This is a genomic window from Pseudomonas sp. S3_A09 (assembly GCF_054668065.1).
In genome coordinates this window covers 1276363-1302746 of the sequence record NZ_CP162752.1, presented here as the reverse complement: position 1 = coordinate 1302746, position 26384 = coordinate 1276363, and the positions used below count along the sequence as shown (strand labels likewise).

24 protein-coding genes and 1 pseudogene are annotated in these 26384 nt (G+C 61.3%); 6 read left to right on the top strand and 19 right to left on the bottom strand.

Features of this window, described 5'->3' with window-relative positions:
- Nucleotides 1-60: 60 nt before the first annotated feature.
- From AB4N92_RS06180 to arcD (AB4N92_RS06125), 12 genes are all read right to left on the bottom strand, one after another.
- On the bottom strand, nt 61-549 hold the full coding sequence (locus tag AB4N92_RS06180; RefSeq protein ID WP_010208122.1) for an RDD family protein: 489 nt from the start codon (nt 547-549) through the stop codon (nt 61-63).
- A 96-nt stretch (nt 550-645) separates the two neighbouring features.
- Entirely contained in the window at nt 646-858 is a 213-nt protein-coding gene (locus AB4N92_RS06175; RefSeq protein WP_003365337.1) for a cold-shock protein, read from the bottom strand.
- A gap of 393 nt (nt 859-1251) precedes the next feature.
- Complete coding sequence (gcvT, locus tag AB4N92_RS06170; protein WP_044287771.1) at nt 1252-2376, bottom strand: glycine cleavage system aminomethyltransferase GcvT; 1125 nt, start codon at nt 2374-2376, stop codon at nt 1252-1254.
- 39 nt (nt 2377-2415) lie between these two features.
- Nucleotides 2416-3792, bottom strand: coding sequence for an L-serine ammonia-lyase (locus AB4N92_RS06165; RefSeq protein WP_044287770.1), 1377 nt, complete (start codon nt 3790-3792; stop codon nt 2416-2418).
- A gap of 160 nt (nt 3793-3952) precedes the next feature.
- Nucleotides 3953-6793 carry an aminomethyl-transferring glycine dehydrogenase gene (gene gcvP / locus AB4N92_RS06160; RefSeq protein ID WP_236266848.1) on the bottom strand — a complete coding sequence of 947 codons (2841 nt, stop codon included), beginning with the start codon at nt 6791-6793 and terminating at the stop codon, nt 3953-3955.
- A gap of 10 nt (nt 6794-6803) precedes the next feature.
- Nucleotides 6804-7187, bottom strand: a complete 384-nt coding sequence (gene gcvH, locus AB4N92_RS06155; RefSeq protein WP_010208126.1) for a glycine cleavage system protein GcvH — start codon at nt 7185-7187, stop codon at nt 6804-6806.
- A gap of 405 nt (nt 7188-7592) precedes the next feature.
- Nucleotides 7593-9101 (bottom strand): sigma-54-dependent transcriptional regulator, encoded by a 1509-nt coding sequence (locus AB4N92_RS06150; RefSeq protein WP_021491244.1) that lies wholly within the window; start codon nt 9099-9101, stop codon nt 7593-7595.
- Between the two features lie 173 nt (nt 9102-9274).
- Nucleotides 9275-9637 (bottom strand): DUF5064 family protein, encoded by a 363-nt coding sequence (locus AB4N92_RS06145; protein ID WP_010208129.1) that lies wholly within the window; start codon nt 9635-9637, stop codon nt 9275-9277.
- An 18-nt stretch (nt 9638-9655) separates the two neighbouring features.
- Nucleotides 9656-10585: a carbamate kinase gene (gene arcC / locus AB4N92_RS06140; RefSeq protein ID WP_010208130.1), complete on the bottom strand. Its 930-nt coding sequence runs from the start codon at nt 10583-10585 to the stop codon at nt 9656-9658.
- Between the two features lie 156 nt (nt 10586-10741).
- Nucleotides 10742-11752, bottom strand: a complete 1011-nt coding sequence (locus tag AB4N92_RS06135; protein WP_010208131.1) for an ornithine carbamoyltransferase — start codon at nt 11750-11752, stop codon at nt 10742-10744.
- Nucleotides 11753-11821: 69 nt separating this feature from the next.
- Nucleotides 11822-13078, bottom strand: coding sequence for an arginine deiminase (arcA, locus tag AB4N92_RS06130; protein ID WP_010208132.1), 1257 nt, complete (start codon nt 13076-13078; stop codon nt 11822-11824).
- 25 nt (nt 13079-13103) lie between these two features.
- Nucleotides 13104-14531, bottom strand: a complete 1428-nt coding sequence (gene arcD / locus AB4N92_RS06125) for an arginine-ornithine antiporter (RefSeq protein WP_010208133.1) — start codon at nt 14529-14531, stop codon at nt 13104-13106.
- Nucleotides 14532-14980: 449 nt separating this feature from the next.
- On the opposite strand from arcD (AB4N92_RS06125), the gene arcD (AB4N92_RS06120) reads away from it, so the two are divergent.
- Entirely contained in the window at nt 14981-16408 is a 1428-nt protein-coding gene (arcD, locus tag AB4N92_RS06120; protein ID WP_137206227.1) for an arginine-ornithine antiporter, read from the top strand.
- Complete coding sequence (locus AB4N92_RS06115; RefSeq protein WP_010208135.1) at nt 16405-17268, top strand: DNA-3-methyladenine glycosylase family protein; 864 nt, start codon at nt 16405-16407, stop codon at nt 17266-17268. The genes arcD (AB4N92_RS06120) and AB4N92_RS06115 overlap by 4 nt, the downstream gene beginning before the upstream one ends.
- 115 nt (nt 17269-17383) lie before the next feature.
- Here AB4N92_RS06115 and AB4N92_RS06110 read toward each other — a convergent pair whose 3' ends face one another.
- The 7 genes and pseudogenes from AB4N92_RS06110 to AB4N92_RS06080 form a co-directional block, all read right to left on the bottom strand.
- Nucleotides 17384-18733 carry a CoA transferase gene (locus AB4N92_RS06110; protein WP_236266847.1) on the bottom strand — a complete coding sequence of 450 codons (1350 nt, stop codon included), beginning with the start codon at nt 18731-18733 and terminating at the stop codon, nt 17384-17386.
- 37 nt (nt 18734-18770) lie between these two features.
- Nucleotides 18771-20114: a sensor histidine kinase gene (locus AB4N92_RS06105; protein ID WP_021491247.1), complete on the bottom strand. Its 1344-nt coding sequence runs from the start codon at nt 20112-20114 to the stop codon at nt 18771-18773.
- Between the two features lie 68 nt (nt 20115-20182).
- Nucleotides 20183-20647 (bottom strand): LTXXQ domain protein, encoded by a 465-nt coding sequence (locus tag AB4N92_RS06100; RefSeq protein WP_045791687.1) that lies wholly within the window; start codon nt 20645-20647, stop codon nt 20183-20185.
- 263 nt (nt 20648-20910) lie between these two features.
- Nucleotides 20911-21588, bottom strand: a complete 678-nt coding sequence (locus AB4N92_RS06095; protein ID WP_003193803.1) for a response regulator transcription factor — start codon at nt 21586-21588, stop codon at nt 20911-20913.
- A gap of 7 nt (nt 21589-21595) precedes the next feature.
- Entirely contained in the window at nt 21596-22003 is a 408-nt protein-coding gene (locus AB4N92_RS06090; RefSeq protein WP_010208139.1) for a translation initiation factor 2, read from the bottom strand.
- 106 nt (nt 22004-22109) lie between these two features.
- Nucleotides 22110-22409: a YciI family protein gene (locus AB4N92_RS06085; RefSeq protein ID WP_015885584.1), complete on the bottom strand. Its 300-nt coding sequence runs from the start codon at nt 22407-22409 to the stop codon at nt 22110-22112.
- 1 nt (nt 22410) lies between these two features.
- Nucleotides 22411-23006 (bottom strand): annotated as a pseudogene (locus AB4N92_RS06080) (septation protein A).
- Between the two features lie 87 nt (nt 23007-23093).
- Here AB4N92_RS06080 and AB4N92_RS06075 point away from each other — a divergent pair.
- The 4 genes from AB4N92_RS06075 (at nt 23094) to scpB (ending at nt 26358) form a co-directional block, all read left to right on the top strand.
- Nucleotides 23094-23957 carry a PHP domain-containing protein gene (locus tag AB4N92_RS06075; RefSeq protein WP_010208142.1) on the top strand — a complete coding sequence of 288 codons (864 nt, stop codon included), beginning with the start codon at nt 23094-23096 and terminating at the stop codon, nt 23955-23957.
- A 13-nt stretch (nt 23958-23970) separates the two neighbouring features.
- Nucleotides 23971-24600: an L-threonylcarbamoyladenylate synthase gene (locus AB4N92_RS06070; RefSeq protein WP_010208143.1), complete on the top strand. Its 630-nt coding sequence runs from the start codon at nt 23971-23973 to the stop codon at nt 24598-24600.
- A gap of 120 nt (nt 24601-24720) precedes the next feature.
- Nucleotides 24721-25419, top strand: coding sequence for a segregation and condensation protein A (locus AB4N92_RS06065; protein WP_164365898.1), 699 nt, complete (start codon nt 24721-24723; stop codon nt 25417-25419).
- Nucleotides 25420-25431: 12 nt separating this feature from the next.
- A complete protein-coding gene (scpB, locus tag AB4N92_RS06060; protein ID WP_044287766.1) occupies nt 25432-26358 on the top strand; it encodes an SMC-Scp complex subunit ScpB in 927 nt (308 codons plus the stop codon).
- The last annotated feature ends 26 nt before the right edge of the window (nt 26359-26384 follow it).

Here is a 26384-nt window from a genome sequence, read left to right as displayed (position 1 = left end):
CACTGTCAAACTGTGGGAGTTGGCAAGCCAGCGCCCACAGTTGATCTGTGTCGTCGGCAATTACTTTTTCTGCTTGGGGATCCGCACCAGTTGCGTATCCGAATAGATGTCATGCCAGCTGCGTTTGCGCTTATCAACCAGCGACCAGATAAACCCCAGCCCCACGCACAACCACGACGCAATCGACACCACAAAGCGCAACAGCGCCTGCCACAGGCTGATCCTTGAGCCATCGGCATTCTGTACGCGCACGCCCCACACCTGCATGCCCAGGGTCTGCCCGGAATGGGTCCAGAACTTGGCGAAGAAGCCAAACAGCACAAACAACAGAATCGTCGACAGCAGCGGGTCGCCGTCCAGCGCGCCGGATTCTGTGAGCGTGCGCATCTTCGCCTCGCCAACAAACGCGATCCAGATCAGCTTGTAGATGAACGCCGTGACGATCAGCAGGGCGGTGCACAACAGGAAGTCATAGAACATCGCTGCCAGACGACGGCCCAGGCCAACGGCGGGGAACTCGCCTTGGGGGCTCAGCAGGGGTTTCGACATGGCAGGGCTCTCTTCTGAAAAAAGCCATTTTACGAGCAAACGCACATAAAAAAAGCCCCTGATGTCACCATCAGGGGCTTTTTGTCGCAGCAGGGATCAGCCTTCTGCTTGTACTTCGTCAGCCTGCATGCCTTTTTGGCCTTGCACAGCAACGAATGTCACTTTCTGGCCTTCTTTCAGGCTCTTGAAGCCGTTGCCCTGAATAGCGCGGAAATGCACGAACAGATCCGGACCGCTTTCTGGAGTGATAAAACCAAACCCTTTCTCGTCGTTAAACCACTTGACGGTACCGCTCTGACGTTCAGCCATTTTCTTATTTCCTTGACGCTAAAAATTAATGACAGCCCCTTTCGCATGAAAGAGTACTGGGCTGGGTTGCAGGAAAGTAAGAGACGTCGAACGGGTTGTAGCACAACTACTTCAGCTACTGCCCAGGTCCAGGTTCCAAGCGACCCATGCAAACACAGTGGGCAAACTCTACGCCAACTAATGGAGAAAAAACAAGCCCTGCCAAAAGCCCAGGTTTTGCTTGGGCTTATGACACTTGGTTGAATATTGTGAATTCCACTTATTCGATAGAGTTGATCACTTGTTATAGGTTGACCCCTATAAAAAAGACTATCGGGAGTGCACTGTTTTATGGCGATTGCGTTACAAATTAGTGCGTGTTAACGCAATCGCGTTACTTATGGAAACAGTCAGTCAGCCCCGGTAGTAACGCTGCGGCACAAATGGCATTTTACTTACACGAAGTGGCACCTTTTTCCCACGCACCAGCGCAGAGACTTCGGTATCCAGTGCGATAAAGGCGCTGTCCAGGTAACCCATGGCCAGCGGGCCGCCCAGGGTCGGGCCGAAGCCGCCGCTGCACACGCTGCCGATCACGGTGCCGTCTGCGTCGACGATTTGTGCACCTTCGCGCACCGGCGTGCGCTCTTGTGGCAACAGGCCTACACGTTTGCGGCTCACACCGGCTTGCTGTTGGGTGAAGATCGTGTCGGCACCCGGGAAACCACCGGCACGAGCACCGTCGGCACGGCGCGCCTTGGAGATCGCCCACAGCAGGCTGGCTTCGATCGGGGTGGTATCGGTGTTCATGTCGTGGCCGTACAGGCACAGGCCGGCTTCCAGGCGCAACGAATCGCGGGCGCCCAGGCCGATGGCCTGCACTTCGGTCTCGGCCAGCAGGCTTCGCGCGAGGCTTTCGGCATTGGCGGCGGGTACGGAAATTTCAAAGCCGTCTTCACCGGTGTAGCCCGAACGGCTGACATAGCAGTCCACGCCCAGCAGGCGCAGCGTGGCGAACTGCATGAAGGTCATCTTGGTGACTTCAGGAGCCAGGCGCGCCAGTACTTTCACCGCCGCCGGGCCCTGCAGGGCCAGCAATGCACGCTCCTCGAACAACGGCTCGATGGTGCACTGGTCGCCGATATGCTGGCGCAGGTGCGCCAGGTCCTGGTCCTTGCAGGCGGCGTTGACCACCAGGAACAGTTCGTCGTTACCCAGGTTGGCCACCATCAGGTCATCGAGGATGCCGCCCTGGTCGTTGGTGAACATCGCGTAGCGCTGCATGCCGACTGGCAGGTCGAGGATGTCGACCGGTACCAGGGTTTCCAGGGCCTTGGCGGCATTGGCGCCGGTGAGGCGGATCTGGCCCATGTGGGACACGTCGAACAGCCCGGCTTGATCACGGGTGTGCAGGTGTTCCTTCATCACGCCCAGTGGGTATTGCACCGGCATGTCGTAGCCGGCGAAGGGCACCATGCGCGCGCCCAGCTCGATGTGCAGGGCATGCAGAGGGGTTTTCAACAGGGTTTCGGTGGACATATTCAGCTCCTGAAAAACGTGCTGGCGCGCCGTTAGGCGTCAGCACTCGATAATGTTGACCGCCAAACCGCCACGGGCGGTTTCCTTGTATTTGCTTTTCATGTCGGCGCCGGTCTGGCGCATGGTGCGGATGACTTTATCCAGCGAGACGAAGTGCTGCCCATCGCCGCGCAAGGCCATGCGCACCGCGTTGATCGCCTTGACCGAGCCCATCGCGTTGCGCTCGATGCAGGGCACCTGGACCAATCCGCCAATCGGGTCGCAGGTCAGGCCGAGGTTGTGTTCCATACCGATCTCGGCAGCGTTTTCCACCTGGGAAACACTGCCGCCCAAGACTTCGCACAGTGCGCCGGCGGCCATGGAGCAGGCCACGCCGACTTCGCCTTGGCAGCCGACTTCGGCGCCGGAGATCGATGCGTTCTCCTTGTACAGAATGCCGATGGCGGCGGCGGTGAGCAGAAAGCGCACCACACCGTCTTCGTTAGCGCCGGGGATAAAGCGCATGTAGTAATGCAGTACCGCCGGCACGATTCCCGCCGCTCCGTTGGTAGGCGCCGTGACCACGCGGCCGCCGTTGGCGTTTTCTTCATTGACCGCCAAGGCGTAAAGGTTGACCCAATCGAGTACCGACAGCGGGTCGCGCAACGCCGACTCCGGGTGTTTGCACAGCTGGCGATGCAGGGCGGCGGCGCGACGCTTGACCTTCAAACCTCCAGGCAGAATCCCTTCGTTGCGGCAGCCCGCGTCCACACAGTCCTGCATCACCTGCCAGATTCTCAGTAGCCCGGCGCGGGTTTCCGCTTCAGGGCGCCAGGCACTCTCATTGGTCATCATCACCTGGCTGATGGACAGCCCGTAGGTGGTGCAATGGCCGAGAAGGTCTTTGGCATGCTTGAAGGGGAAGGTCAGCGGTGTGGCGTCCTCGACAATCCGGTCGGCGCCGGCGGCGTCTTCATCCACCACAAATCCACCCCCCACCGAGTAGTACTCGCGGCTGCGGATCTGGATATTGGCGGCGTCGAAGGCACGGAAAATCATGCCATTGGGGTGGTAGGCGAGGGGTTTGCGAATCATCGCCAAGTGTTCTTTCTCGTTGAACGCAATGCTGTGTTCGCCGAGCAGGTTCAAGCGGCCATCCTTGCGCATCTGCGCCAGGCGGGTAGCCACGGTTTCGGTATTTACGGTGTCCGGGTGTTCACCTTCCAGGCCCAGCAACACGGCTTTGTCGCTGCCGTGGCCTTTGCCGGTGGCGCCCAGCGATCCGTAGAGCTCCACCTTGAGGCTGAGGGTGGTGCCCAACAGGTTGTCACGCTTGAGGCCCTCGACGAATCGAGCGGCGGCGCGCATCGGGCCGACGGTATGGGAGCTGGAGGGGCCGATGCCAATCTTGAACAGGTCGAACACGCTTAAAGACATGAGTTGTTCTCCGGTTTCTTATTATTTATCAGGTGTACTCGGCCAAATGTGGGAGCGGGCTTGCTCGCGAAAGCGGTCTCTCAGTTGATACACCTGCTGACTGATCCACCGCATTCGCGGGCAAGCCCGCTCCCACATTTACACTGAGTACATCCTCAGGTTACGCGTAGCTCTCGATCGACGGGCACGCACACACCAGATTGCGATCGCCAAACACGTTGTCGACACGCCCCACCGGCGGCCAGTACTTGCCTTCGATCAATGAAGGCACCGGGTACACCGCTTGTTCGCGGGTGTAGGGGTGCGTCCACTCGCTCACCAGTTCGGCAGCGGTGTGCGGCGCGTTCTTCAGTGGGTTGTCGTCCTTGTCCAGTGTGCCGTTTTCCACCGCGCGGATTTCTTCGCGGATGGCGATCATCGCATTGCAGAAGCGGTCCAGTTCTTCCTTGGATTCGCTTTCGGTCGGCTCGATCATCAAGGTGCCTGCCACCGGGAACGACATGGTCGGCGCATGGAAACCGAAGTCGATCAGGCGCTTGGCCACGTCGTCCACGCTGATGCCGCTGCTGTCTTTCAAGGGGCGCAGGTCGAGGATGCACTCATGCGCGACCAGGCCGTTGCTGCCGGTGTAGAGGACGGGGTAGTGCTCTTCAAGGCGACGGGAAATGTAGTTGGCATTCAGGATCGCCAACTGCGATGCGCGCTTGAGGCCTGCGCCACCCATCATGCTGATGTACATCCAGGTGATCGGCAGGATGCTTGCGCTGCCGAATGGCGCCGCGCACACCGCGCCTTCCTTGCGCTCCATGGCCGCGTGGCCTGGCAGGAACGGCGTAAGGTGCGACTTGACGCCAATCGGGCCAACGCCTGGGCCGCCACCGCCGTGCGGGATGCAGAAGGTCTTGTGCAGGTTCAGGTGGGACACGTCGCCGCCGAACTTGCCGGGGGCGCACAGGCCGACCATGGCGTTCATGTTGGCGCCGTCGATGTACACCTGGCCGCCGTTGTCGTGAATGATGCCGCAGATTTCGCGGATACCTTCTTCGAACACGCCGTGGGTGGAAGGGTAGGTGATCATCAGCGCGGCGAGGTGGTCGCGGTGCTCGATGGCCTTGGCCCGCAGGTCTTCGATATCCACGTTGCCACGGGCGTCGCAAGCGGTGACGACCACACGCATGCCCGCCATGTTGGCGGTGGCCGGGTTGGTACCGTGGGCCGACGATGGGATCAGGCAGATGTCGCGGCGCTCATCGCCACGGCTCTGGTGATAGGCACGGATGGCCAGCAGGCCGGCGTACTCGCCCTGGGAACCGGCGTTCGGCTGCAGGGAAATCGCGTCGTAACCGGTGGCGGCGCAGAGCATGGCTTCGAGGTCGGACGTCAGCTCCAGGTAGCCGGCGCTCTGCTCGGCCGGGGCGAACGGGTGCAAGGCGCCGAACTCCGCCCAGGTCACCGGGATCATTTCGCTGGCGGCGTTGAGCTTCATGGTGCACGAGCCCAGCGGGATCATGGTGCGGTCCAGCGCGAGGTCCTTGTCGGCCAGCTTGCGCAGGTAGCGCATCAGCTCGGTTTCCGAGTGATAACGGTTGAATACCGGGTGGCTGAGGACCGGCGACTGGCGCAGCAGCGCGGCCGGCAGGGTGCTTTCAACCTGGGCGGCGAAGTCCGGCAGGGCCTTACCGTCGGCGAAGATCGCCCACAGGGTTTCAATGTCGGCCTGGGTGGTGGTTTCGTCCACCGACACACCCACACGCTCAGCGTCCACCCCTCGCAGATTGATGCGCTGAGCGCGGGCCTTATCGTGCACGGCGGCAGTGTTGGCGCCAGTGTTGAGCGTGAGGGTGTCGAAGAAGTGGGCTTGCTCGACGTTCTGGCCCAGGGCGGTCAGGCCCTTGGCCAGGATCGCGGTCAGCTGGTGCACTCGCCGGGCAATCTGGGTCAGGCCTTTGGGGCCGTGGTACACGGCGTACATGCTGGCGATGTTGGCCAGCAGCACCTGGGCGGTGCAGATGTTCGACGTGGCCTTTTCGCGGCGGATATGTTGCTCGCGGGTCTGCATGGCCAGGCGCAGGGCCGGTTTGCCGAAACGGTCGACGGACACACCGACCAGACGGCCCGGCATGTCGCGCTTGAACGCATCCTTGGTGGAGAAGTACGCCGCGTGCGGGCCACCAAAGCCCAGCGGCACGCCGAAGCGTTGCGCACTGCCGATGGCCACGTCGGCGCCGAACTCACCCGGTGGGGTCAGCAGCGTCAGGGCCAGCAGGTCGGCGGCCACGGCTACCAACCCATGGGCAGCGTGGAAACGCTCGGTCAGCTCGCGGTAGTCGAACACGTCGCCGTTGCTGGCAGGGTACTGCAGCAGGGCGCCGAAGAACGGGCTGACGTCGGTCAGTTCGCGCTCATCGCCTACCACCACGTCGATGCCCAACGGCTCGGCACGGGTGCGCAGCACGTCGAGGGTTTGCGGGTGGCTGTGGATCGAGGCGAAGAAGGCGTTGCTGCCCTTGTTCTTGCTCAGGCGCTTGCAGAAGGTCATGGCTTCGGCGGCGGCGGTGGCTTCGTCAAGCAGCGAGGCGTTGGCGATCGGCAGGCCGGTGAGATCGCTGATCAGGGTCTGGAAGTTCAGCAGCGCTTCCAGGCGGCCCTGGGAAATCTCTGGCTGGTAGGGGGTGTAGGCGGTGTACCAGGCCGGGTTTTCCAGCAAGTTGCGCAGGATCGGCGACGGCGTGTGGCAGTTGTAGTAGCCCTGGCCGATGTAGGTCTTGAACAGTTGGTTCTTGCCGGCGATGGCCTTGATCTTGGCCAGGGCCTCGGCTTCGCTCAGGCCGTCTTCCAGGCCGAGCACGCTGGTGCCCTTGATGCTTTCCGGGATCACGCTGGCGCTCAGGGCTTCCAGGGAATCAAAGCCCAGGCTGGCGAGCATCTGCTGCTCGTCTTCCTGGCGTGGGCCGATATGGCGGGCGATGAATTCGTTGGCGGTGGTCAATTGAACGGTCATTGCGCGCTCCTCAAGCTTCAGCGTTGGCTTTGATCAGGCGGTCATACGCATCCTGATCCAACAGTTTAGCGACCGCACCGGCATCGGCCGGTTTAAAGCGGAAGAACCAACCTTCGCCCATCGGGTCTTCGTTGACCAACTCCGGGCTGCCATCCAATTTGTCGTTCACTTCGAGGACTTCACCGTCCAGCGGCATGTACACGCCGCTGGCTGCTTTTACGGACTCAACGGTGGACGCTTCAGCGCCCTTGTCATAGGCCTGCAACTCCGGCAGTTGCACGAAAACCACGTCACCCAGCGCGTTTTGCGCGAAAGCGGTGATACCCACGGTGACGCTGCCGTCAGCTTCGGCGCGCAGCCATTCGTGATCTTCAGTGAAACGCAACTCGCTCATGGAAACTCCTCAAGGCCAGATTCGTCTGGTGGACGGGATTGGAATAATGGGGAGTTGTTTAGCAATATCGCGGCCAACCTTATTAATTCGTTATAAATCAATAGGTTAATAAAATTGGCTATAACCCTATGCCCGTCAGCTGTAGCGATTTCGCTACAACCGGGCCTGCGAAAAAAAGCCTATGTGGATCAAAGCCTTGCATGGCGCGCAAAAAACAGGGTTGTAGCGATATCGTTCCACTGTAGCGCTTTCAGTACAGCGGATGTCGTTCTCAGACCAAAATCTGGAATACGATCAAGGTGGGAGCGTGCTTGCTCGCGAATGCGGTGGGTCAGTGATGGGGGGCGAGTTGACACTGCGCATTCGCGAGCAGGCCCGCTCCCACATTTTGATCCGCGTTCGGGTTCAGGGTTTGTTGGGAATGCCGTACTTGCGCAGGCGATGAGCGATCGCAGTGTGGGAGGTCTGCAGGCGACTGGCCAGTTGTCGGGTCGAAGGGTAGCTGGTGTAGAGCGTTTCCAGCAGGTTGCGCTCAAAGTCTTCCACCGCCTGTTCCAGGCTGTCGATTTCGCCGTCGCTCTGGCGTGCCACCGAAGTGCCGGCGATGTCCAGGTCGCCAATGTCCACCAGGCTGCTTTCGCAGATGGCAGCGGCGCGGAAGATCACGTTCTGCAATTGGCGCACGTTGCCCGGCCAGCGGTTGCCCAGCAGTGCCGGGTAAGTCCCGGGCGCCAAGCGGCAGACTGGGCGCTGGATCTGCGCGCAGGCCTGCTGCATGAAGTAGCGGGCCAGCAACAGGATGTCCTGGCCACGTTCGCGCAACGGCGGCACTTCGACGTTGAGTACGTTGAGGCGATAGAAAAGATCTTCGCGAAAAGTGCCTTCGCTGACCATTTTTTCCAGGTCGCGGTGGGTGGCGCTGAGGATGCGCACATTGACCTTCACTTCGCGGTCGCCGCCCACGCGACGGAAGCTGCCATCATTGAGAAAACGCAGCAGCTTGGCCTGCAAGTACGGCGACATCTCACCGATTTCATCCAGAAACACCGTGCCCTGGTTGGCCAACTCCATCAGCCCCGGTTTGCCACCGCGTTGCGCGCCGGTAAAGGCGCCCGGTGCATAACCAAACAACTCGCTTTCCGCGAGGTTTTCCGGCAGCGCCGCACAGTTCAACGCGAGGAATGGCGCGCTGTGGCGCGCACTGATCGCATGGCAGGCGCGCGCCACCAGTTCCTTGCCGGTGCCGGTTTCGCCCTGGATCAACAGCGGTGCATCCAGCGCCGCCACCCGCTGGGCGCGGGCCTTGAGCGTGCGGATGACCGGGGATTCGCCGAGCAGCGCATCAAAGCCTTCGGCATGGTCATGGTGCAGTGCCGACAGTTGTTCGCCGATGCGGTTGGGTTGGTAGAGGGTCAGCAGGCAGCCGGCGTCGGTGATCGGTGTGGCGTCCAGCAGCAGGGTCTGGCCGTTGACGCTGATTTCACGCAGCGGCAAGCGGAAGCCTTGCTCCAGCAAGGTGTCGAGCAGCGCCGGGTCATTGAACAGCTCGCTGATGCTTTCCCCAGCCGGTTCGCGGCCGTACAGGGCGATCAGCGCCGGATTGGCCAGCAGGATCTTGCCCGCGCTGTCCAGCGCCAGTACCGGGTCGGTCATGGCCGCCAATAGGGCGTCGAGTTGCAGGTGACGACGTTGGCCGGGAAGGATGTCCACCACCTTCACCGCTTGCACGCCCTGCACGCTGAACAGTGCGTCGCGCAGTTCTTCGAGCACGTCGGCGCTCAGGGTCGGCGCGTCGATGTAGACGTTGGGCGGCACCATTTCCACCGCATCCAGATTGAGATTGCGCCCACCGAGCAGGGCCAGGACTTCCTGGGTAATGCCGACGCGGTCGATGAAGCTGACGTGGATACGCATGGGGCGGATCTTGATTCTGGAGTGCGGAGGGTGGCCAGTATGCCTTGGAGATGATGGAGATCAAAATGTGGGAGCGGGCTTGCTCGCGAATGCGCTGTGTCAGTCCCTATATTCAGTGACTGATGCACCACATTCGCGAGCAGGCCCGCTCCCACAGGGGATTTGCGCTGTGATTACGCCAGGTGCTCCGGCTTGACCGGGTCGCCCGACTTTACATCCAACTGATTCCGTACATCCTCAAACATCATGTCGTACTGCTTGTGCATCGAGCCATTCAACACCGCCACCTTGGGCATTCCATACTTCTGCGCGATGTTCATGGCATGCCGGGCAAAGTCGAACGCCTGGTCCTTGGGCAGGAAAAACTCCTCCTTCAGGTCCTTGCCCTGCACCGAGCCATGCAGCTTGAACAGCATCCCCTTGCCTTCCTTGGGATCCTGGCTGACTTCGTAGTCGATACACAGGTTGTAGCTGTAGTCATCCTTGTTCAACGCGTGACGTTCAACGTGCAGGTGACCCGGTTCAAAGGTGGCCATAGGCGTCTCTCCTCTACTTCACAGATAGGTGATGCCAGGTTTTGCCGTGCTGATGCGTGTACCGGCGCTGCCCTGGACGATGGCTTCGATGTCCGAGAGTGAACCGATGACGGCGGTTTTGCCAGTCTGACGGGCGAACTCGCAGGCGGCTTGGACCTTGGGCCCCATGGAACCGGCCGCGAAGCCGAGTTTTTCCATTTCGTCGGGGTGGGCCTGGCCGATGGCCTTCTGGGTGGGTTTGCCGAAGTCGATAAAAGCGGCGTTGACGTCGGTGGCGATCACCAGCAAATCGGCTTTCAATTGCGATGCCAGCAGCGACGAGCACAGGTCTTTGTCGATCACGGCTTCAATGCCGCGCAGTTTGCCGTCCTCGCCGTACATTGTCGGAATGCCGCCGCCGCCGGCACAAATCACGATACTGCCTTTGTCCAGCAGCCAGGTGATCGGGCGGATTTCAAAGATGCGTTTTGGCCGTGGGCTGGCGACCACGCGGCGGTACTTGTCGCCATCCGGCGCAATGGCCCAGCCCTTTTCAGCGGCGAGTTTCTCCGCTTCGGCCTTGGAATACACCGGACCGATGGGCTTGGTCGGGTTCTGGAAGGCGGGGTCCTTGGCGTCCACTTCGACCTGGGTGAGCAGGGTGGCGAAGGGCACTTCAAAGTCCAGCAGGTTGCCCAGTTCCTGTTCGATGATGTAACCGATCATGCCCTCGGTTTCGGCGCCAAGCACGTCCAGCGGGTACGGTGAGACCTGGGTGTAGGCCGCTGCCTGCAACGACAACAGGCCGACCTGCGGGCCATTGCCGTGGGCGATCACCAACTCGTTGCCGGCGTGAATCTTGGCGATCTGTTCGGTGGCGATGCGAATATTGGCGCGTTGGTTGTCCGCCGTCATGGGTTCACCACGGCGGAGCAGGGCGTTACCGCCCAAGGCTACGACGATGCGCATACAGAGTGTCCTTCTGAAAGTTCTGATGAAGGAACGCGGTCAATGTGGGAGCTGGCTTGCCTGCGATAGCATCACCGCGGTCTGCTTGATAGACCGCGGTGCCTGCCTCGCGGGCAAGCCCGGCTCCCACAGTTGTCCTCATTGCCAACTTAAGATTTAGATATCCGCGAGCGCCGACACCAGAATCGCCTTGATGGTATGCATGCGGTTCTCCGCCTGCTCAAACGCGATGTTGGCCGGCGATTCGAACACGTCCTCGGTCACTTCCACGCCATTGGCCAGGTTCGGATAACGCGCAGCGATGTCCTTGCCCACCTTGGTTTCGCTGTTGTGGAACGCGGGCAGGCAGTGCATGAATTTCACGCGCGGGTTGCCCGAAGCTTTCATCATCTTGGCGTTGACCTGGTACGGCAGCAGTTGCTCGATGCGCTCGTCCCACGCTTCCACCGGCTCGCCCATGGACACCCAGATATCGGTGTGGATGAAGTCCACGCCTTTCACCGCTTCCTTAGGGTCTTCGGTGATGGTGATGCGTGCGCCGCTTTCTTCGGCAAACGCCTGGCACTGCTTGATGAAATCTTCGTGCGGCCACAGCGCTTTCGGCGCGCCGATGCGCACGTCCATGCCCAGCTTGGCGCCAATCATCAGCAGCGAGTTACCCATGTTGTAGCGGGCGTCGCCGAGGTAGGCGTAGCTGATGTCATGCAGCGGTTTGTCGCTGTGTTCGCGCATGGTCAGGGTGTCGGCGATCATTTGCGTCGGGTGGAATTCGGCGGTAAGGCCGTTGAACACTGGCACGCCGGCGAACTTGGCCAGTTCTTCGACGATTTCCTGTTCGAAGCCACGGTATTCGATGGCGTCGAACATCCGGCCCAGTACGCGGGCGGTGTCTTTCATGCTTTCTTTGTGGCCGATCTGTGACGACACCGGGTCGATGTAGGTGACGTGCGCGCCCTGGTCATGGGCCGCGACTTCGAAGGCGCAACGGGTGCGGGTCGAGGTTTTTTCGAAGATCAGCGCGATGTTCTTGCCCTTCAGGTGCGGACGCTCGGTGCCAGTGTATTTGGCGCGCTTGAGGTCGCGGGACAGGTCCAGCAGGTAGTTCAGTTCGCGGGTGGTGTGGTGCATCAGCGACAGCAGGCTGCGGTTGCGCATGTTGAAAGCCATGATGGATCTCCTTCTGTTTAGGTTATCCCCTTGGCCGGCGCCTTATGGGCGACGGCCAAGGCCTGGAAATTAATAGTCGATAGGGTCGCGGATGATCGGGCAGGTCATGCAGTGGCCACCGCCACGGCCGCGGCCGAGTTCGCCGGCACTGATGGTGATGACTTCCACGCCGGCCTTGCGCAGCAAGGTGTTGGTGTAGGTGTTGCGGTCGTAACCGATCACTACGCCAGGCTCCACCGCGACCACGTTGTTGCCGTCGTCCCACTGCTCGCGTTCGGCGGCGAAACTGTTGCCGCCGGTCTCGACCACACGCAGCGCCTTGAGGTTGAGGGCCGCGGCGACGGTTTCGAGGAAGTTGGTTTTCTCCCGCTGGATGTCGATGCCGTGCGGCTTGCTTTCATCCGGACGCAGAGTGAACGGCACGATCTGGTTGACCACTTCGGGGAAGACGGTGACCAGGTCGCGGTCGCAGAAGCTGAACACGGTATCCAGGTGCATCGCCGCGCGGGATTTTGGCAGGCCGGCAACGATCACTTTTTCCACTGCCTTGTTCTTGAACAGGTTGCGCGCCAGTTGGCCGATCGCCTGGTGGGACGAACGCTCGCCCATGCCGATCAGTACCACGCCGTTGCCGATCGGCATCACGTCACCGCCTTCCAGGGTGGAGGCGCCGTGTTCCTGATCCGGGTCGCCGTACCAGATCTGGAAGTCCGCGTTGGTGAACTCGGGATGGAATTTGTAGATGGCCGAGGCCAGCAGGGTTTCCTGGCGTCGCGCCGGCCAGTACATCGGGTTCAGCGTCACGCCGCCGTAGATCCAGCAAGTGGTGTCACGGGTGAACTGAGTGTTGGGCAGCGGCGGCAGGATGAAGCTGGAATGCCCGAGGAAATCGCGGAACATTTCGATGGTCTTGCCCCCGAAGCTGCTCGGCAGGTCATCGGCCGACACACCACCGATCAGGAACTCACTGATTTTGCGCGGCTCCAGGCTGCGCAGCCAGGAGCTGACCTCATCGACCAGGCCTAGGCCGACTGTGTTGGCGGTGATCTTGCGCTCCAGGATCCAGTCCAGCGCTTCGGGGATGGCGACGATGTCGGTCAGCAGGTTGTGCATTTCCAGCACATCAATATCCCGCTCGCGCATCTTGGTGACGAAGTCGAAATGGTCGCGCTTGGCCTGGGCGACCCACAACACGTCATCGAACAGCAGTTCATCGCAGTTGTTGGGGGTCAGCCGCTGATGGGCCAAACCTGGGGAGCACACCATGACTTTGCGCAGTTTGCCGGCTTCGGAATGTACGCCGTACTTCACTTTTTCCGTGGTCATTTCAGATCCTCCAGTGAACACACAATTAAAGCGTCAGGAAGCCGTCGTAGAGGCCATAGGCAGCCACCAGGGCGCCAATGATCACTGCGGCGAAAATCAACTTCTCGACGTTGGTGAATATCGGTTTGCCCAGTTCACGCTTGGCCTTGGCGAACAGGATCGCGCCGGGGGCGTAGAGCAGGGCAGAGAGCAGCAGGTATTTGGTGCCGCCGGCGTAGAGCAACCAGACCGCGTAGATCAGGGCGATGGCGCCGATGAACAGGTCTTTCTGGCGCTCTTTGAGGGCGTTTTCGTAAGTCTCCCCGCGCACCGCCAGCAACAGCGCATACGCCGCCGACCACAGGTAGGGCACCAGGATCATTGAGGTGGCGAGGTAGATCAGCGACAGGTAGGTGCTGGCGGAAAACAGCGTGATTACCAGGAATATCTGCACCATCGCGTTGGTCAGCCACAGGGCGTTGGCCGGCACGTGGTTGGCGTTCTCCTTGCGCAGGAATTCCGGCATGGTGTGGTCCTTGGCAGCGGCGAACATGATCTCCGCGCACAGCAACACCCATGACAGCAGCGCCCCGAGCAACGAAATGACCAAGCCGACGCTGATCAGCACCGCGCCCCAGTGGCCCACCACATGCTCCAGCACGGCGGCCATCGATGGATTTTGCAGTTTGGCCAGCTCCGGTTGGGTCATGATCCCCAGGGACAGCACGTTCACCAGCATCAGGAACAACAGCACGGTGATAAAGCCGATCACGGTGGCCTTGCCCACATCGGAGCGTTTCTCGGCACGGGCCGAGAAGATGCTCGCGCCTTCGATACCGATAAACACCCACACGGTGACCAGCATCATGTTGCGCACCTGGTTCATCACGCTGCCCAGGTCCGGGTTTTTCAGGCCCCAGATGTCAGCGGTGAAGATGTCCAGCTTGAACGCGAACAGCGCGATCAAAACGAACAGCACCAATGGCACCACTTTGGCGACGGTGGTTACCAGGTTGATGAACGCCGCTTCCTTGATGCCGCGCAGTACCAGGAAATGCACAGCCCACAGCAGCACTGAAGCGCCTATCACAGCGGCCGGCGTGTTGCCTTCGCCAAAGATCGGGAAGAAGTAACCGAGGGTGCTGAACAGCAACACGAAGTAACCCACGTTGCCCAGCCAGGCACTGATCCAGTAACCCCAGGCGGACGAGAAACCCATGTAGTCGCCGAAACCGGCCTTGGCGTAGGCGTACACCCCACCGTCGAGGTCGGGCTTGCGGTTGGCGAGGGTCTGGAACACGAACGCGAGGGTCAACATGCCCACGGCCGTAATGACCCAACCGATCAATACGGCGCCGACGTCAGCGCTGGCGGCCATATTTTGCGGCAGAGAGAAAATCCCGCCGCCAATCATTGAGCCGACGACCAGTGCAACCAGTGCGCCTAATCGAAGTTTTCCGGGAGATTCAGACATCGCATAACTCCAATGCAGGAGAAGAGAGACCACAGAATAAATCCGTGCGCTAATCAAACAGCTGACTCAGATCACTTCATTGGCACATTCCATTGTGAATTAATGACTTAGGGTGCAAAGCCGTGGGCAATAGTTTTCCGCGCAAAGGTGCTTTCCAGAGCGATCTCTGCGGTATTGGTTAATCATTTAGTGCTACGTGTGGACGTTTTAAACTAGCCCGTTTTCCCGAATGTGCAAACTTTTCATAAAGGCGACGATAAGGAACTAAGAAGCGACAGAGTAGTCGTCGTATTTAAATTCTAAATAAGCCTAAACCCGATAAACTGTCATGCCCTTGGGGTATTAGCGCAGTGTTTTTATCGCGGTCTCTAATAAACGCTACACTCGCTGGGTTAATTAGTTGAGTGCACAGTTGTCGGCTAAAACTTTTTATTCATTCAGGAGTGTTCATGTCCCAACCCACCCAGAAACTTCGGCTCAGTGCCCTGATCGCCCTGGTAGTGGGGTCGATGATCGGTGGGGGGATTTTCTCGTTGCCGCAGAATATGGCCGCGCGAGCCGAGGTAGGCGCGGTGCTGATCGGTTGGGCGATCACCGCCGTGGGCATGTTGACCCTGGCCTTTGTGTTCCAGACCCTGGCCAACCGCAAGCCCGAATTGGACTCGGGCGTGTATGCCTATGCCAAGGCGGGCTTCGGCGATTACATGGGTTTCTCCTCGGCCTGGGGTTACTGGATCAGCGCCTGGATGGGCAACGTGGGTTACTTCGTGTTGCTGTTCAGCACCCTCGGTTATTTTTTTCCGATATTCGGTCAAGGCAACACGCCGGTGGCCATCGGCTGCGCGTCCTTGCTGCTGTGGGCCGTGCATTTCCTGGTGCTGCGTGGGATCAAGGAGGCCGCGTTTATCAATCAGATCACCACCGTGGCCAAGATCGTGCCGCTGCTGATGTTTATCGTGATTGCCGGCGTGGCCTTCAAGGCCGAGATCTTCACCCGTGATATCTGGGGCGTGGGCAACCCGAATATGGGCAATGTGGTGGACCAGGTGCGCAACATGATGCTGGTCACCGTGTTTGTGTTTATCGGTATCGAGGGCGCCAGTGTCTATTCGGCGCGGGCCGAGAAGCGCTCGGACGTGGGTCGCGCCACGGTGATCGGCTTTCTGGGCGTGCTGGCGTTGCTGGTGCTGGTGAATGTGCTGTCGCTGGGCATCATGAGCCAGCCGCAGCTCGCACAACTGCAGAACCCGTCGCTGGCAGGTGTGCTGGAACACATCGTCGGCCCCTGGGGCGCGATGGCGATCAGCATCGGCCTGGCGGTATCGCTGCTCGGCGCCTTGCTGTCCTGGGCATTGCTGTGCGCGGAAATCCTCTACGCCACGGCCCATGACAAGACCATGCCGGCCTTTTTGAAAAAGGAAAACGCCAACCAGGTGCCGGTCAACGCGTTATGGCTGACCAATGTAATGATCCAGGTCTTCCTGGTGATCACCCTGTTTTCCCACAGCACCTACACCACCCTGATTTACCTCGCCTCATCGATGATCCTGGTCCCGTACCTGTGGTCGGCGGCCTATGCGGTGCTGTTGAGCGGGCGCGGCGAAACCTACCAGGGTGCCCATGGCCAGCGCATCAAGGACTTGCTGGTGGGCCTGATTGCCCTCGGCTACGCGGTGTGGCTGCTCTACGCCGGTGGCTTGAAGTACCTGCTGCTGTCTGCGCTGTTGTATGCACCTGGCGTGATCCTGTTTGCCCTGGCCAAGCGTGAGCAGGACCAGCCCCTGTTTACCCACGTGGAAAAAGGCATTTTCAGCTGCGTGATCGCCGGCGCTGGGCTGGCGGCGTATGGGTTGTATAGCGGAGTGTTGTCGTTGTGAGACTGGCGTATCAGCCGCCGTATGACTGGGCAGCGATGTTGGGTTTTTTGTCGGCGCGGGCGATCACTGGGATGGAGACCGTGGAGGCTGGCGTGTATCGGCGCAGCATCAGCGTCGGCGGGCAGCATGGCTGGATCAGCGTTGCGCCGGGGGCGGGTGATTGGCTGGACGTTGCGGTGGGCTTTGCGGACAAGGCGGCCTTGCCCGAGATCCAACGGCGCTTGCGCAAGATGTTTGACCTGGACGCCCAGCCGCAACGGATCAACCCGCAACTGGCGACTGACCCGTTGATGGCGCAACTGGTTGCGGCGCGGCCGGGCTTGCGCGTACCAGGCACCTGGGATGGTTTGGAGCTGGCGATCCGCGCTGTGCTGGGCCAGCAAATCACCGTGGTGGCCGCGATCCGTCTGGCAGGCAAACTAGTTGCGCAATACGGTCAGCCGCTGGCAACGCCGTATGCCGGTATCACCCACGTGTTCCCCACGCCGGACGTCTTGGCGGCGGCCGACCTCGCCACCCTGGGCATGCCCAAGGCGCGCGGGCGTACGTTGTCGGGCGTGGCCCAGGCGTTGCTGGATGATCCTGAGGTGTTCGAACCCAAGGCCAGTCTCAAGGAGGGCGTCGCAAGGCTGGTGGCGTTGGCGGGGATTGGCGACTGGACCGCGCAATACATCGCCATGCGCCAGATGCGCGAGGCGGATGCGTTCGCGTCGGGGGATATCGGGTTGATCAATGCGCTGGCGGCGCTGGAGGGCGGGCCGGTGTCGGCGCGGCAGTTGCTGATGCGGGCCGAGGCGTGGCGACCGTTGAGGGCGTATGCGGCGCAGCATTTGTGGACGTCGTTGCAACGGTCAGATTGATAGTGTCTGTACTGGCCTCTTCGCGAGCAAGCCCGCTCCCACATTTTGACCGAGTGCATCCTTTGGAATGCGGTCGAATGTGGGAGCTGGCTTGCCGGCGATAGCGGATTTCAGCTCACCACTGTGCCCGGTGCGACCCCAATTCCCCAGCCGGTAAATCCCACTGCAACGGTGTGCCGCTGATGGTTACTGGCGCAAGCAATCGGTGCGCCTGGCCCCAGGCTGTTTGCTCCACCACCAAACCCTGATCGCTCAATTCCTCGGCACGCAACGCCGGCTGCTCCGGCACCTGTCCCGTCTCCACCAACAACTTCGCCGTGCGCGCCAGCGACAACCGTGCCGAACCGCCGCGCCCCGACTTCAAGCGTTCGCTCAAGGCCTGAATCGCACTGGCCGCCATCAAGTAACCGGTGGCGTGATCCAGGGCCTGCAACGGCAGCGGCACCGGTTTGTCCACCTGTTTCCAGGCCATGCCTGCGTCGGCAATGCCGCTGCTCATCTGCACCAAACTGTCGAAACCCCGGCGATTACGCCATGGGCCGCTCCAGCCGTAGGCGTTGAGGCTCACGTCGATCAGGCCGGGGGCGAGGGTCTGCAGGGCGCTGGCGGTGTAGCCCAATTGCTCCAGGGCGTCGGCGCGGTAGCCGTGGAACAGGATGTCGGCGTCCTTGAGCAGGTTTTCGAACACCTGCCGGTCTTCGGGGCTCTTCAAGTCCATGCGGGCGCAGCGTTTGCCCAGGGTCATTTCCGGCACTACGCCGGGTTCGCTCCAGGTGGGCGAGTCGATGCGCAGCACGTCCGCGCCCAGGCCCGCAAGAAAGCGACTGGCCACGGGGCCGGCCAGCACGCGGGTCAGGTCCAGTACCTTGATGCCCGCCAACGGCCGCGCCACTGAGCCGAGCCAGGGTTTAACGCAGGTGGCTTCATCGGTCCGGCGCTGCACCAGCGCCTCGGCATTCACTGCCAGCCCTTGGGGATGCGACTGCCAGGCCTGCCACGAACGCATCTGCGCCGCGCAACCACCCTCGTCGACAATCGCCTGCTCCAGCTCAGCTGCTTTCCATTTGGCCACATAGGCCGCCATCTCGATGCGGTCGGCGGCTTTGCCCAGTACCCGCTCGGCGGCCGCGCGGTGATGGGGCGCGTTGGTGTGCAGGCGAATCCAGCCATCGGCGCTGGCGTAGTCGCCGGCCACCGGGTCCCACAGCGGTGGGACCTCCCAACCTGTCGGGCGAATCGAGGAGGAGAACCAGAAAGACGCGAGGCGCCGGTCCACACTGACGCTGGGCAGGCGCCCGGTCTGTTGCTGGATCAACTGGGCCACGGCTTGGCCGGCGGCGCCGATGCTGGCGCTGGCCAGGTCGGTCACGGCGAAGATCGAGGGCAGGGCGCCAGCTTCGGTAAAGGTCAGCGGCGTTTGTGGCAGATCAAGTGCGGCTTGGATGGGAGTCAGCAGGTCAGTCATCAAAGGCCCTCCTCAAGAGAAGGGCCACTATAGAAGATCAGGCCGGTGTGACAACCCCGGGTTCCAGTGGCAGGTCGATGCTGGCGACAAAGCCGCCGCCTGGGTGGTTGGCAAGAATCAGGCTGCCGCCATGACGTTCGGCGGCGCGACGTGCAATCGCCAGGCCCAGGCCGTGGCCTTGTGAGGTCTGGCCGGGGGCGCGATAGAAGGGCTCGCCCAGCTGGCTCAAGTGTTCGGCCTCAACGCCGGGGCCGTGGTCGCGTACGCTGATCAGGATCCGATCACCCTGACGCTGCGCCTGCAGTTCAATCGGCTGGCCCTGGGGATTGAAGCGCTGGGCATTGCGCAGCAGGTTATCCACCGCGCGTTCGATCATGGTCGGCCAGCCCTTCAGGTGCAGGTCGGTTTCGGCGTTCAGTTGCACTACCTGGTCCGGTGCGCCGAGTTGGGCGTCCTTTTGCAAGGTTTTGAGCAAGGCAGTGAGGTCGACCTCTTCGGCGCTGGCGTTATCGGCATCAACACGGGCCAGTACCAGAATTTCACTGATCAAGGCTTCCAACCGGTCGCATTCGCGGGTCAGGCGCGGCCAGAGTCTTTCCCGCTCTTCGGGGCTGGCGCGTTCGGCCAGCGCCAGGGCAATACGCAGGCGCGCGAGGGGCGAGCGCAATTCGTGGGAGACATCACGCAGCAATTGGCGCTGGCTGCCGATCAGGCTTTGCAGGCGGGCGCCCATGCGGTTGAAGTCGGTGGCCAGCACGCCGAATTCATCGCGGCGATTGGCCAGGCGCGCCAGGCTGTTCTGCTGGTAGGTGGCCTGGCCGAGGTCATGCACCGCGCCGCGCAAACGGCTGAGGGGGCGAGTGATGGACAGTGTCACCAGCAGGCTGAACAGGGTCAGCACCACCAAGGCAATCGCCAGCGCGCTCAACGGCCACAAAAGGCTGCTGCGGTGCCAGGCGTCGAGTTCCGGGTGGGGGATGCGATAGATCAGCAAGTAAGTGTCGCCGGTCTTTTCGCTGGTGTACTCGGCGGTCAGGCGACGCCAGGGCAGGTGGCCGTCCTGGCTGTCATTCTGGCGCGCTTCGAAGGCAGCGGCGCGGCGCGGGAAGGTGCCGCGTACCACCGGCTCGCCGCTTTCATTCAGCACTTGCACGTCGATGTGATACTGGCGTTTGCGCTGTTGCAGCAGGTCCTGGGCCGCGTCCTCGCCCTGGGCTTCGTAGAGCTGGGTCCACTCTTCGGCCAGGTTATTGAGGCCGGGGTGACGGCTGAGAATCCAGGCGTCTTGATTGAGCATATGCCCAAGCAGGATCGACAACCCGGCAACCAAGGCGATGGCCAGCCAGAAACTGGCCAGGATGCGCCAGAACAATGAACGCACAGGAAACCCTCAAACAGGAAAAGCCCAGCGGCGGGGGCCACTGGGCTGGGAGTGTTAACGCGGGAGCATTATTGCGCTTTTTGCGGCTGTTGCGCTTTCCAGGCCTGGAATTCCTTCCATTCGGCGCGACGCTGTTCCTGCTGCTTGACGATTTCGTCGAACTTCTTCTGCTGGTCAGGCTTGAGGACCGCACGGATGTCCGCCTGGGTTTTCTGCTTGCCGGCGGCGATCTCGTCCTGCATGGCTTTCTGGTCAGCGGCTGGCAGTTTGTCCAGGTACTTCTTGGTCAGGTCTTTGCGGGCGTGCCATTGGTCACCCATCAACTTGCCGATCTGCTGGCGCTGTTCCTTGCTCAGGTCCAGTTGGCTGAACGGGCCGCCTTTGCCACGCGGACCGTGTTCACCGCCGTGGCCCGGGCCACCCATCATGTGGCCGGAAGGTTCGCCCATCGGGCCTGGGCCTTCAGGCATTGCCGCCATGGCAACGGTGGGCAGGGCAGCGGCGAACATCAAAGCGATAAGGGTCTTGCGCATGGTGATTCTCCTGTCTCTATTCCGGTGAGTCCGGATGTGAGTAGATTACGGAGATCAAGGTCAGCGGCGGTCAGGTGTGGGTAAAGCTTCGGTAAAGAGGGATTTGTCGGTAACTGACAAAACTATCAGCGCCGAGCGTATCCCCTGTGGGAGCTGGGTTGCCTGCGATGCAGACGACTCGGTACCACAGGCACACCGAGTCGATCCTGTCGCTGCCTCGCTAAAGCTCGACAGCTCCCACAGGGTTCGAATCGACGTTGCGATTAGAGGCTGTAGTAGTAGCCGCGGCTGCGCAACGCCACGATCCGTGGCCGGCCATCCGGGTGCGGGCCGATCTTTTTGCGCAGGTTGCTGACGTGCATGTCCAGGCTGCGATCGTAAAGGGTCAGCTTGCGGCCCAAGGCGATCTGCGCCAGTTCCTGCTTGTCCAGCGGTTCGCCGGGCTGGCGCAGCAAGGCTTCCAGCAGGCGGCTTTCGGAGACGGTGAGGGCGAATTCCTGCTCGTCGATGCTGACCACGCCGCGCACCGGGCTGAAGCACAGGTCGCCCAATTCGAGCTGGGTTGACACGGCGGCCGGATGGCTGCGGCGCAATACGGCACGCAGGCGGGCGGTCAGCTCGCGCGGGTCGCAGGGCTTGGCCAGGTAATCATCCGCGCCCAGTTCCAGGCCGAGGATGCGGTCCAGCGGTTCGCCTCGGGCCGAGAGCATCAGCACCGGCAGCTCCGGGTGGTCGTTGCGCAATTGCTTGAGCAGCTCAAGCCCGCTGCCGTCAGGCAGCATCACGTCGAGCACCACCGCTGCCGGAGCGCTGTCGGCCAAGGCTTTGCGGGCGCTCAAGCCATCATGGCAGGCGCGCACCTGGAAGCCTTCCTGGCTCAACCAACTGGTCAGCAGCTCGCAGAGCTCCTGGTCATCATCTATCAGTAACAGCTCGCTCATGACTCACTCAATTTAGCCATTGTCGACGGCGACGGTGCCCACCGCTGGCGAAGATCCCGCACAGCAGGGCGATCAGTGCAACGGCCCCGCCGGTGACGAACCACTGTTGTTGCTCAGTCAGCCAGCGGGTCAAGGCGCCGCCCTGTGTCTCTTTGAGTTGCTGGGCCAGGCGTTGGTTCTCTTGGCGAAGGCGACTCAATTGAGTGCTTTCACGGCTAGCGTCGGCACTTTGCAACTGCTTGCTCAGTTCTTCGCGCTGGCGTTCGCTTTCTTTCAAACGTTGCTGCAACTCGGTGATCTGGGCGCCGGCACTCAAGGACAGGGGCGTGGAGCTGCCGGTGTTCGAGGTTTCTTCAGCGTGGGCCGTAGCCCCGATCATTACCACTGCCAACAGACACAACTGACGTAAGCGCATCGGAACTCCTGATTCCACACGAATATTCAGAATGTTGTCGGCAGGTTACCGAGAATAATGAGCAATTAGGAGTACGCCGAACCGATTAGGCTCGGCGCGGCCGTTATCAAGGCAGGACTTGCTTGAATGGCTTGATCACAACGTCAGCGTAAACCCCGGCTGCCACATAAGGATCAGCCTTGGCCCAGGCCTGGGCATCGGCCAGGGAGGCGAACTCGGCGACGATCAGGCTTCCGGTGAAACCGGCGTCGCCTGGGTCGTTGCTGTCTACCGCAGGGTGCGGGCCGGCCAGCACGATTCGGCCTTCGGCCTGCAGCTGCTTGAGGCGCTCGACATGGGCCGGGCGTACGCTCAGGCGTTTTTCCAGCGAGTTGGCCACGTCGGTGGCAATGATGGCGTAGAGCATGTCAGTCCTCGGTTTTAGGCGTGGTAGGGGCGACGTCATGCAAGTGGCGCGACAGGTAGATGCCCTGGCCCACCAGGAACAACACGGTCATGGCCAGGCTGCCGAACACTTTGAAATCGACCCAGTAGTCCTGGAAGGTAAAAGCCACGAACAGGTTGGCGGCGCCACAGAACAGGAAGAACACGATCCAGGCTACGTTCAAGCGTGTCCACACCGGGTCCGGCAGGGTCAGCGCATGGCCCATGATCCGTTTGATCAGCAGGCGATCACCGATGAAGTGGCTGCCGATAAACACCAGCGCGAACAGCCAGTTCACCACCGGCGCTTTCCATTTGAGGAAGGTTTCGCTGTGAAACGCCAGGGTCAGGCCGCCGAAGACCAGGCACGCGACCAGGGTGAGCCATTGGCTTTTTCCAGCTTGCGCTGGGAGATGAAGATGGCGCCGTAGACAACGATGGAGCTGATGATCAGGACGGCGGTGGCGCTGTAGATGCCCCCGAACGACAGCTCATGACCGGCGATTTCGATGACCCTGGGGTCGAGTTTGGTAACGATGAAAAACAGCAACAGCGGGATGAAGTCGATGAATTGTTTCACAGTAAGAGCCAGAAGCTGGATGTGGCGGCATAATAACAAACATCCTTGGTAGCGAAAGCGCCAGCTGACTTGAGGTTACACATCCCCGTGAATGTTGATTTGCACTGCCACAGCACGGCCTCCGACGGCGCCTTGGCGCCCGCGGTACTGGTTGCGCGTGCGTTTGAAAAAGGCGTGCGAGTCCTGTCCTTGACCGACCACGACACCCTCGAAGGCCTCGACGAAGCCCGCGAAGCCGCCCATTCATTGGGCATGCAACTGGTCAATGGCGTGGAATTGTCCTGCACCTGGGGCGGCGCCACCATTCATGTGCTCGGCTATGGTTTTGATCAGCAAGCCCCGCCGCTGGTGCAGGCCATCGCCGATTTGCACGATGGCCGCTGGCTGCGGTCCGAAGAAATAAGCCGCAAGCTCAGCCTTAAAGGCATGCCCGGCGCCCTGGAAGGCGCCCGCGCCATCCAGCAGGACCTGGGTGACAGTGGTAATGCACCGGCCCGGCCGCACTTTGCTGACTGGATGGTGCGGGAAGGTTTTGTCAAAGACCGCGCCGAAGCCTTCCGTAAATGGCTGGGCGCGGGCAAGTTGGGGGATGTGAAGCAACACTGGCCGACCCTGGAAGACACCGTCGGGACCTTGCGGGCCTCCGGCGCCTGGGTCAGCCTGGCGCATCCCTGGCATTACGATTTCACCCGCAGCAAGCGCCGCAAGCTGATCAGCGACTATATTGGAGCGGGCGGCCACGCGATTGAAGTGGTCAACGGGCATCAACCTGCCGAGCAGGTCGGCAGCCTGGCGATTCTTGCTCGCGAATTTGGTCTGCTGGTCAGCGCCGGCAGTGACTTTCATGGCCCAGGTGGGTGGTCCGAAATTGGCGAGTATCGCCAGGTACCTGAAGACCTGCCGCTTTTGTCGGGGCGATTCAAGCATGACCCCATTATTGCCACCGTCTGAACAGGTAGAACACGTGAGTCAATTCTTCCAGATTCATCCGGAAAACCCCCAGGCGCGCCTGATCAAACAGGCCGTCGAGATCATTCGTGCCGGCGGCGTGGTGATCTATCCGACTGACTCGTCCTACGCCATTGGTTGCCAGATCGGCGACAAGGGCGCGGTCGAGCGTGTACGGCGCCTGCGCCAGCTGGACGACAAGCACAACTTTGCGCTGATCTGCAGCGACCTGTCCCAGCTTGGGCTGTTCGCCAAGGTCGACACCGGCACCTTCCGCCTGCTCAAGGCCCACACACCAGGGCCCTACACCTTTATTCTCAATGCCACCCGCGAAGTGCCGCGCCTGTTGCTGCACCCAAAGAAGCGCACCATCGGCCTGCGGGTGCCGGAACACCCTATCGCCCTGGCGCTGCTGGCCGAGTTGGGTGAGCCGCTGATGAGCGTGTCGCTGATCCTGCCCGGTGAAACCGAGCCGCTGTACGACCCATACGAAATGCGTCAATTGCTGGAAAAGCAGGTCGACCTGATCATCGACGGCGGCTACGGCGGCAACAAGGCCTCCACCGTGATCAACCTGGCCGACGGCGAACCCGAAGTGATCCGCGTGGGTTGCGGCGACCCGGCGCCGTTCATGGTCGAGGCCTGAATGTCAGCCGTGGAAACCGTTGACCCCCAGGCGGGCGCCCAGCAGGAACTGCCGTTTGCCATGGTGTATGGCCAGGCGGTCATGGAGATGCCGCTGGACTTGTACATTCCGCCGGACGCCCTGGAAGTCTTCCTTGAAGCCTTCGAAGGCCCGCTGGACTTGCTGCTGTACCTGATCCGCAAGCAGAACATCAATATCCTCGACATCCCGGTGGCGGAAATCACTCGGCAGTACATGGGCTATGTCGAGCTGATGCAGTCGGTACGCCTGGAACTGGCCGCCGAGTACCTGGTGATGGCCGCCATGCTCGCCGAGATCAAGTCGCGCATGTTGCTGCCGCGCTCGGAAACGGTGGAAGCCGAAGAAGACGATCCGCGCGCCGAACTGATCCGCCGCCTGCAGGAATACGAGCGTTTCAAGGCCGCTGCCGAAGGTATTGATGGCCTGAGCCGCGTGGGTCGCGACGTGGTAGTGCCCAAGCTCGACGCCCCCGAAGCCCGCGCGCGCAAACTGTTGCCCGACGTGAGCTTGGAAGAATTGTTGATGTCCATGGCCGAGGTGCTGCGCCGTGGCGATATGTTTGAAAGCCACCAGGTCAGCCGTGAGGCGCTGTCCACCCGCGAGCGCATGAGCGACGTGCTGGAGCGCCTCAAGGGTGGCGGGTTCGTGCCGTTCGTCGAGCTGTTCACCGCCGAAGAAGGGCGTCTGGGGGTGGTGGTGACTTTTATGGCGATCCTCGAATTGGTCAAGGAGTCCTTGGTCGAGCTGGTCCAGAATGAGCCTTTTGCGGCTATCCACGTGCGGGCGCGAGCCGAATAAAGAGCTGAATCGATGAATCTGACTGAACCCCGCGAACTGGCGCCGCTGCTGGAGGCGTTTCTCCTGGCCTCGGGCAAACCGCAATCCCTGGAGCGCCTGTTCGAACTCTTTGAAGAAGCCGAGCGCCCCGAGCCGCCGGTATTCAAGAAGGCGCTGGAGATCCTGCGCAAATCCTGCGACGGTCGCGCCTTTGAGTTGCGCGAAGTGGCATCGGGTTATCGCCTGCAGATCCGCGAGAAGTTTTCCCCGTGGGTCGGCCGCTTATGGGAAGAGCGCCCGCAGCGTTATTCGCGGGCGATGCTGGAGACCATGGCGCTGATCGCCTATCGCCAGCCGATCACCCGGGGCGAGATCGAAGATGTGCGTGGCGTGGCGGTCAACAGCCATATCGTCAAGACCCTGCTGGAGCGCGAGTGGATCCGTATCGTCGGCTACCGCGACGTGCCCGGTAAACCGGCAATGTTCGCCACCACCAAGGTGTTCCTCGACCACTTCAACCTGAAGAACCTCGACGACCTGCCGCCGCTCGCCGAACTGCGCGAAATGGAGGCCGAGCCGGTGCTCGACTTCGACGACGCCCCGGTCCCGGCCAGCCTGCAGGAAATGGCCGACGCCACCGCCGAACCGGAAGAACCCAAGGACGAGACCAGTTTCCATACGCTGTTGCTGGAACTGGACGACATGGAACAGGGCATCAAGACCGACTTCGACGACTTGTTGCGTGATGGCGCGGCGGAGCCTGAAACCCAAGTGAACGTGGACGTAGAGCCCGAGGTCGAACCCGAGCCCGAGGAAGACATCCTCGGCGTGGCCGAAGCCCGGGAAAAACTCCTGGCCGCCGTCGCCGCCCTCGAACAGCCGCCGCTGAGCGACGAAGAAGACGAAGCCCGGGCCCTGGCCGAAGCCATTGAGGCCGAGCGCCGCCAGTTCGAAGACTGACGCGATCCACCAGCCACCGCTCCCAC

Excerpts from the sequence above, each read along its gene's own strand:
- AB4N92_RS06165 (WP_044287770.1), bottom strand. The coding sequence starts at position 3,792 with ATGTCTTTAAGCGTGTTCGACCTGTTCAAGATTGGCATCGGCCCCTCC.
- AB4N92_RS06145 (WP_010208129.1), bottom strand. The coding sequence starts at position 9,637 with ATGGCCACCTTTGAACCGGGTCACCTGCACGTTGAACGTCACGCGTTG.
- arcD (WP_137206227.1), top strand. The coding sequence starts at position 14,981 with ATGTCCCAACCCACCCAGAAACTTCGGCTCAGTGCCCTGATCGCCCTG.
- gcvP (WP_236266848.1), bottom strand. The coding sequence starts at position 6,793 with ATGACCGTTCAATTGACCACCGCCAACGAATTCATCGCCCGCCATATC.
- AB4N92_RS06100 (WP_045791687.1), bottom strand. The coding sequence starts at position 20,647 with ATGCGCAAGACCCTTATCGCTTTGATGTTCGCCGCTGCCCTGCCCACC.
- gcvH (WP_010208126.1), bottom strand. The coding sequence starts at position 7,187 with ATGAGCGAGTTGCGTTTCACTGAAGATCACGAATGGCTGCGCGCCGAA.
- arcA (WP_010208132.1), bottom strand. The coding sequence starts at position 13,078 with ATGACCACGGAAAAAGTGAAGTACGGCGTACATTCCGAAGCCGGCAAA.
- AB4N92_RS06135 (WP_010208131.1), bottom strand. The coding sequence starts at position 11,752 with ATGGCTTTCAACATGCGCAACCGCAGCCTGCTGTCGCTGATGCACCAC.
- AB4N92_RS06175 (WP_003365337.1), bottom strand. The coding sequence starts at position 858 with ATGGCTGAACGTCAGAGCGGTACCGTCAAGTGGTTTAACGACGAGAAA.
- AB4N92_RS06090 (WP_010208139.1), bottom strand. The coding sequence starts at position 22,003 with ATGCGCTTACGTCAGTTGTGTCTGTTGGCAGTGGTAATGATCGGGGCT.
- scpB (WP_044287766.1), top strand. The coding sequence starts at position 25,432 with ATGAATCTGACTGAACCCCGCGAACTGGCGCCGCTGCTGGAGGCGTTT.
- AB4N92_RS06110 (WP_236266847.1), bottom strand. The coding sequence starts at position 18,733 with ATGACTGACCTGCTGACTCCCATCCAAGCCGCACTTGATCTGCCACAA.
- AB4N92_RS06095 (WP_003193803.1), bottom strand. The coding sequence starts at position 21,588 with ATGAGCGAGCTGTTACTGATAGATGATGACCAGGAGCTCTGCGAGCTG.
- arcC (WP_010208130.1), bottom strand. The coding sequence starts at position 10,585 with ATGCGCATCGTCGTAGCCTTGGGCGGTAACGCCCTGCTCCGCCGTGGT.
- arcD (WP_010208133.1), bottom strand. The coding sequence starts at position 14,531 with ATGTCTGAATCTCCCGGAAAACTTCGATTAGGCGCACTGGTTGCACTG.
- AB4N92_RS06180 (WP_010208122.1), bottom strand. The coding sequence starts at position 549 with ATGTCGAAACCCCTGCTGAGCCCCCAAGGCGAGTTCCCCGCCGTTGGC.
- AB4N92_RS06150 (WP_021491244.1), bottom strand. The coding sequence starts at position 9,101 with ATGCGTATCCACGTCAGCTTCATCGACCGCGTCGGCATTACCCAGGAA.
- AB4N92_RS06085 (WP_015885584.1), bottom strand. The coding sequence starts at position 22,409 with ATGCTCTACGCCATCATTGCCACCGACGTGGCCAACTCGCTGGAAAAA.
- gcvT (WP_044287771.1), bottom strand. The coding sequence starts at position 2,376 with ATGTCCACCGAAACCCTGTTGAAAACCCCTCTGCATGCCCTGCACATC.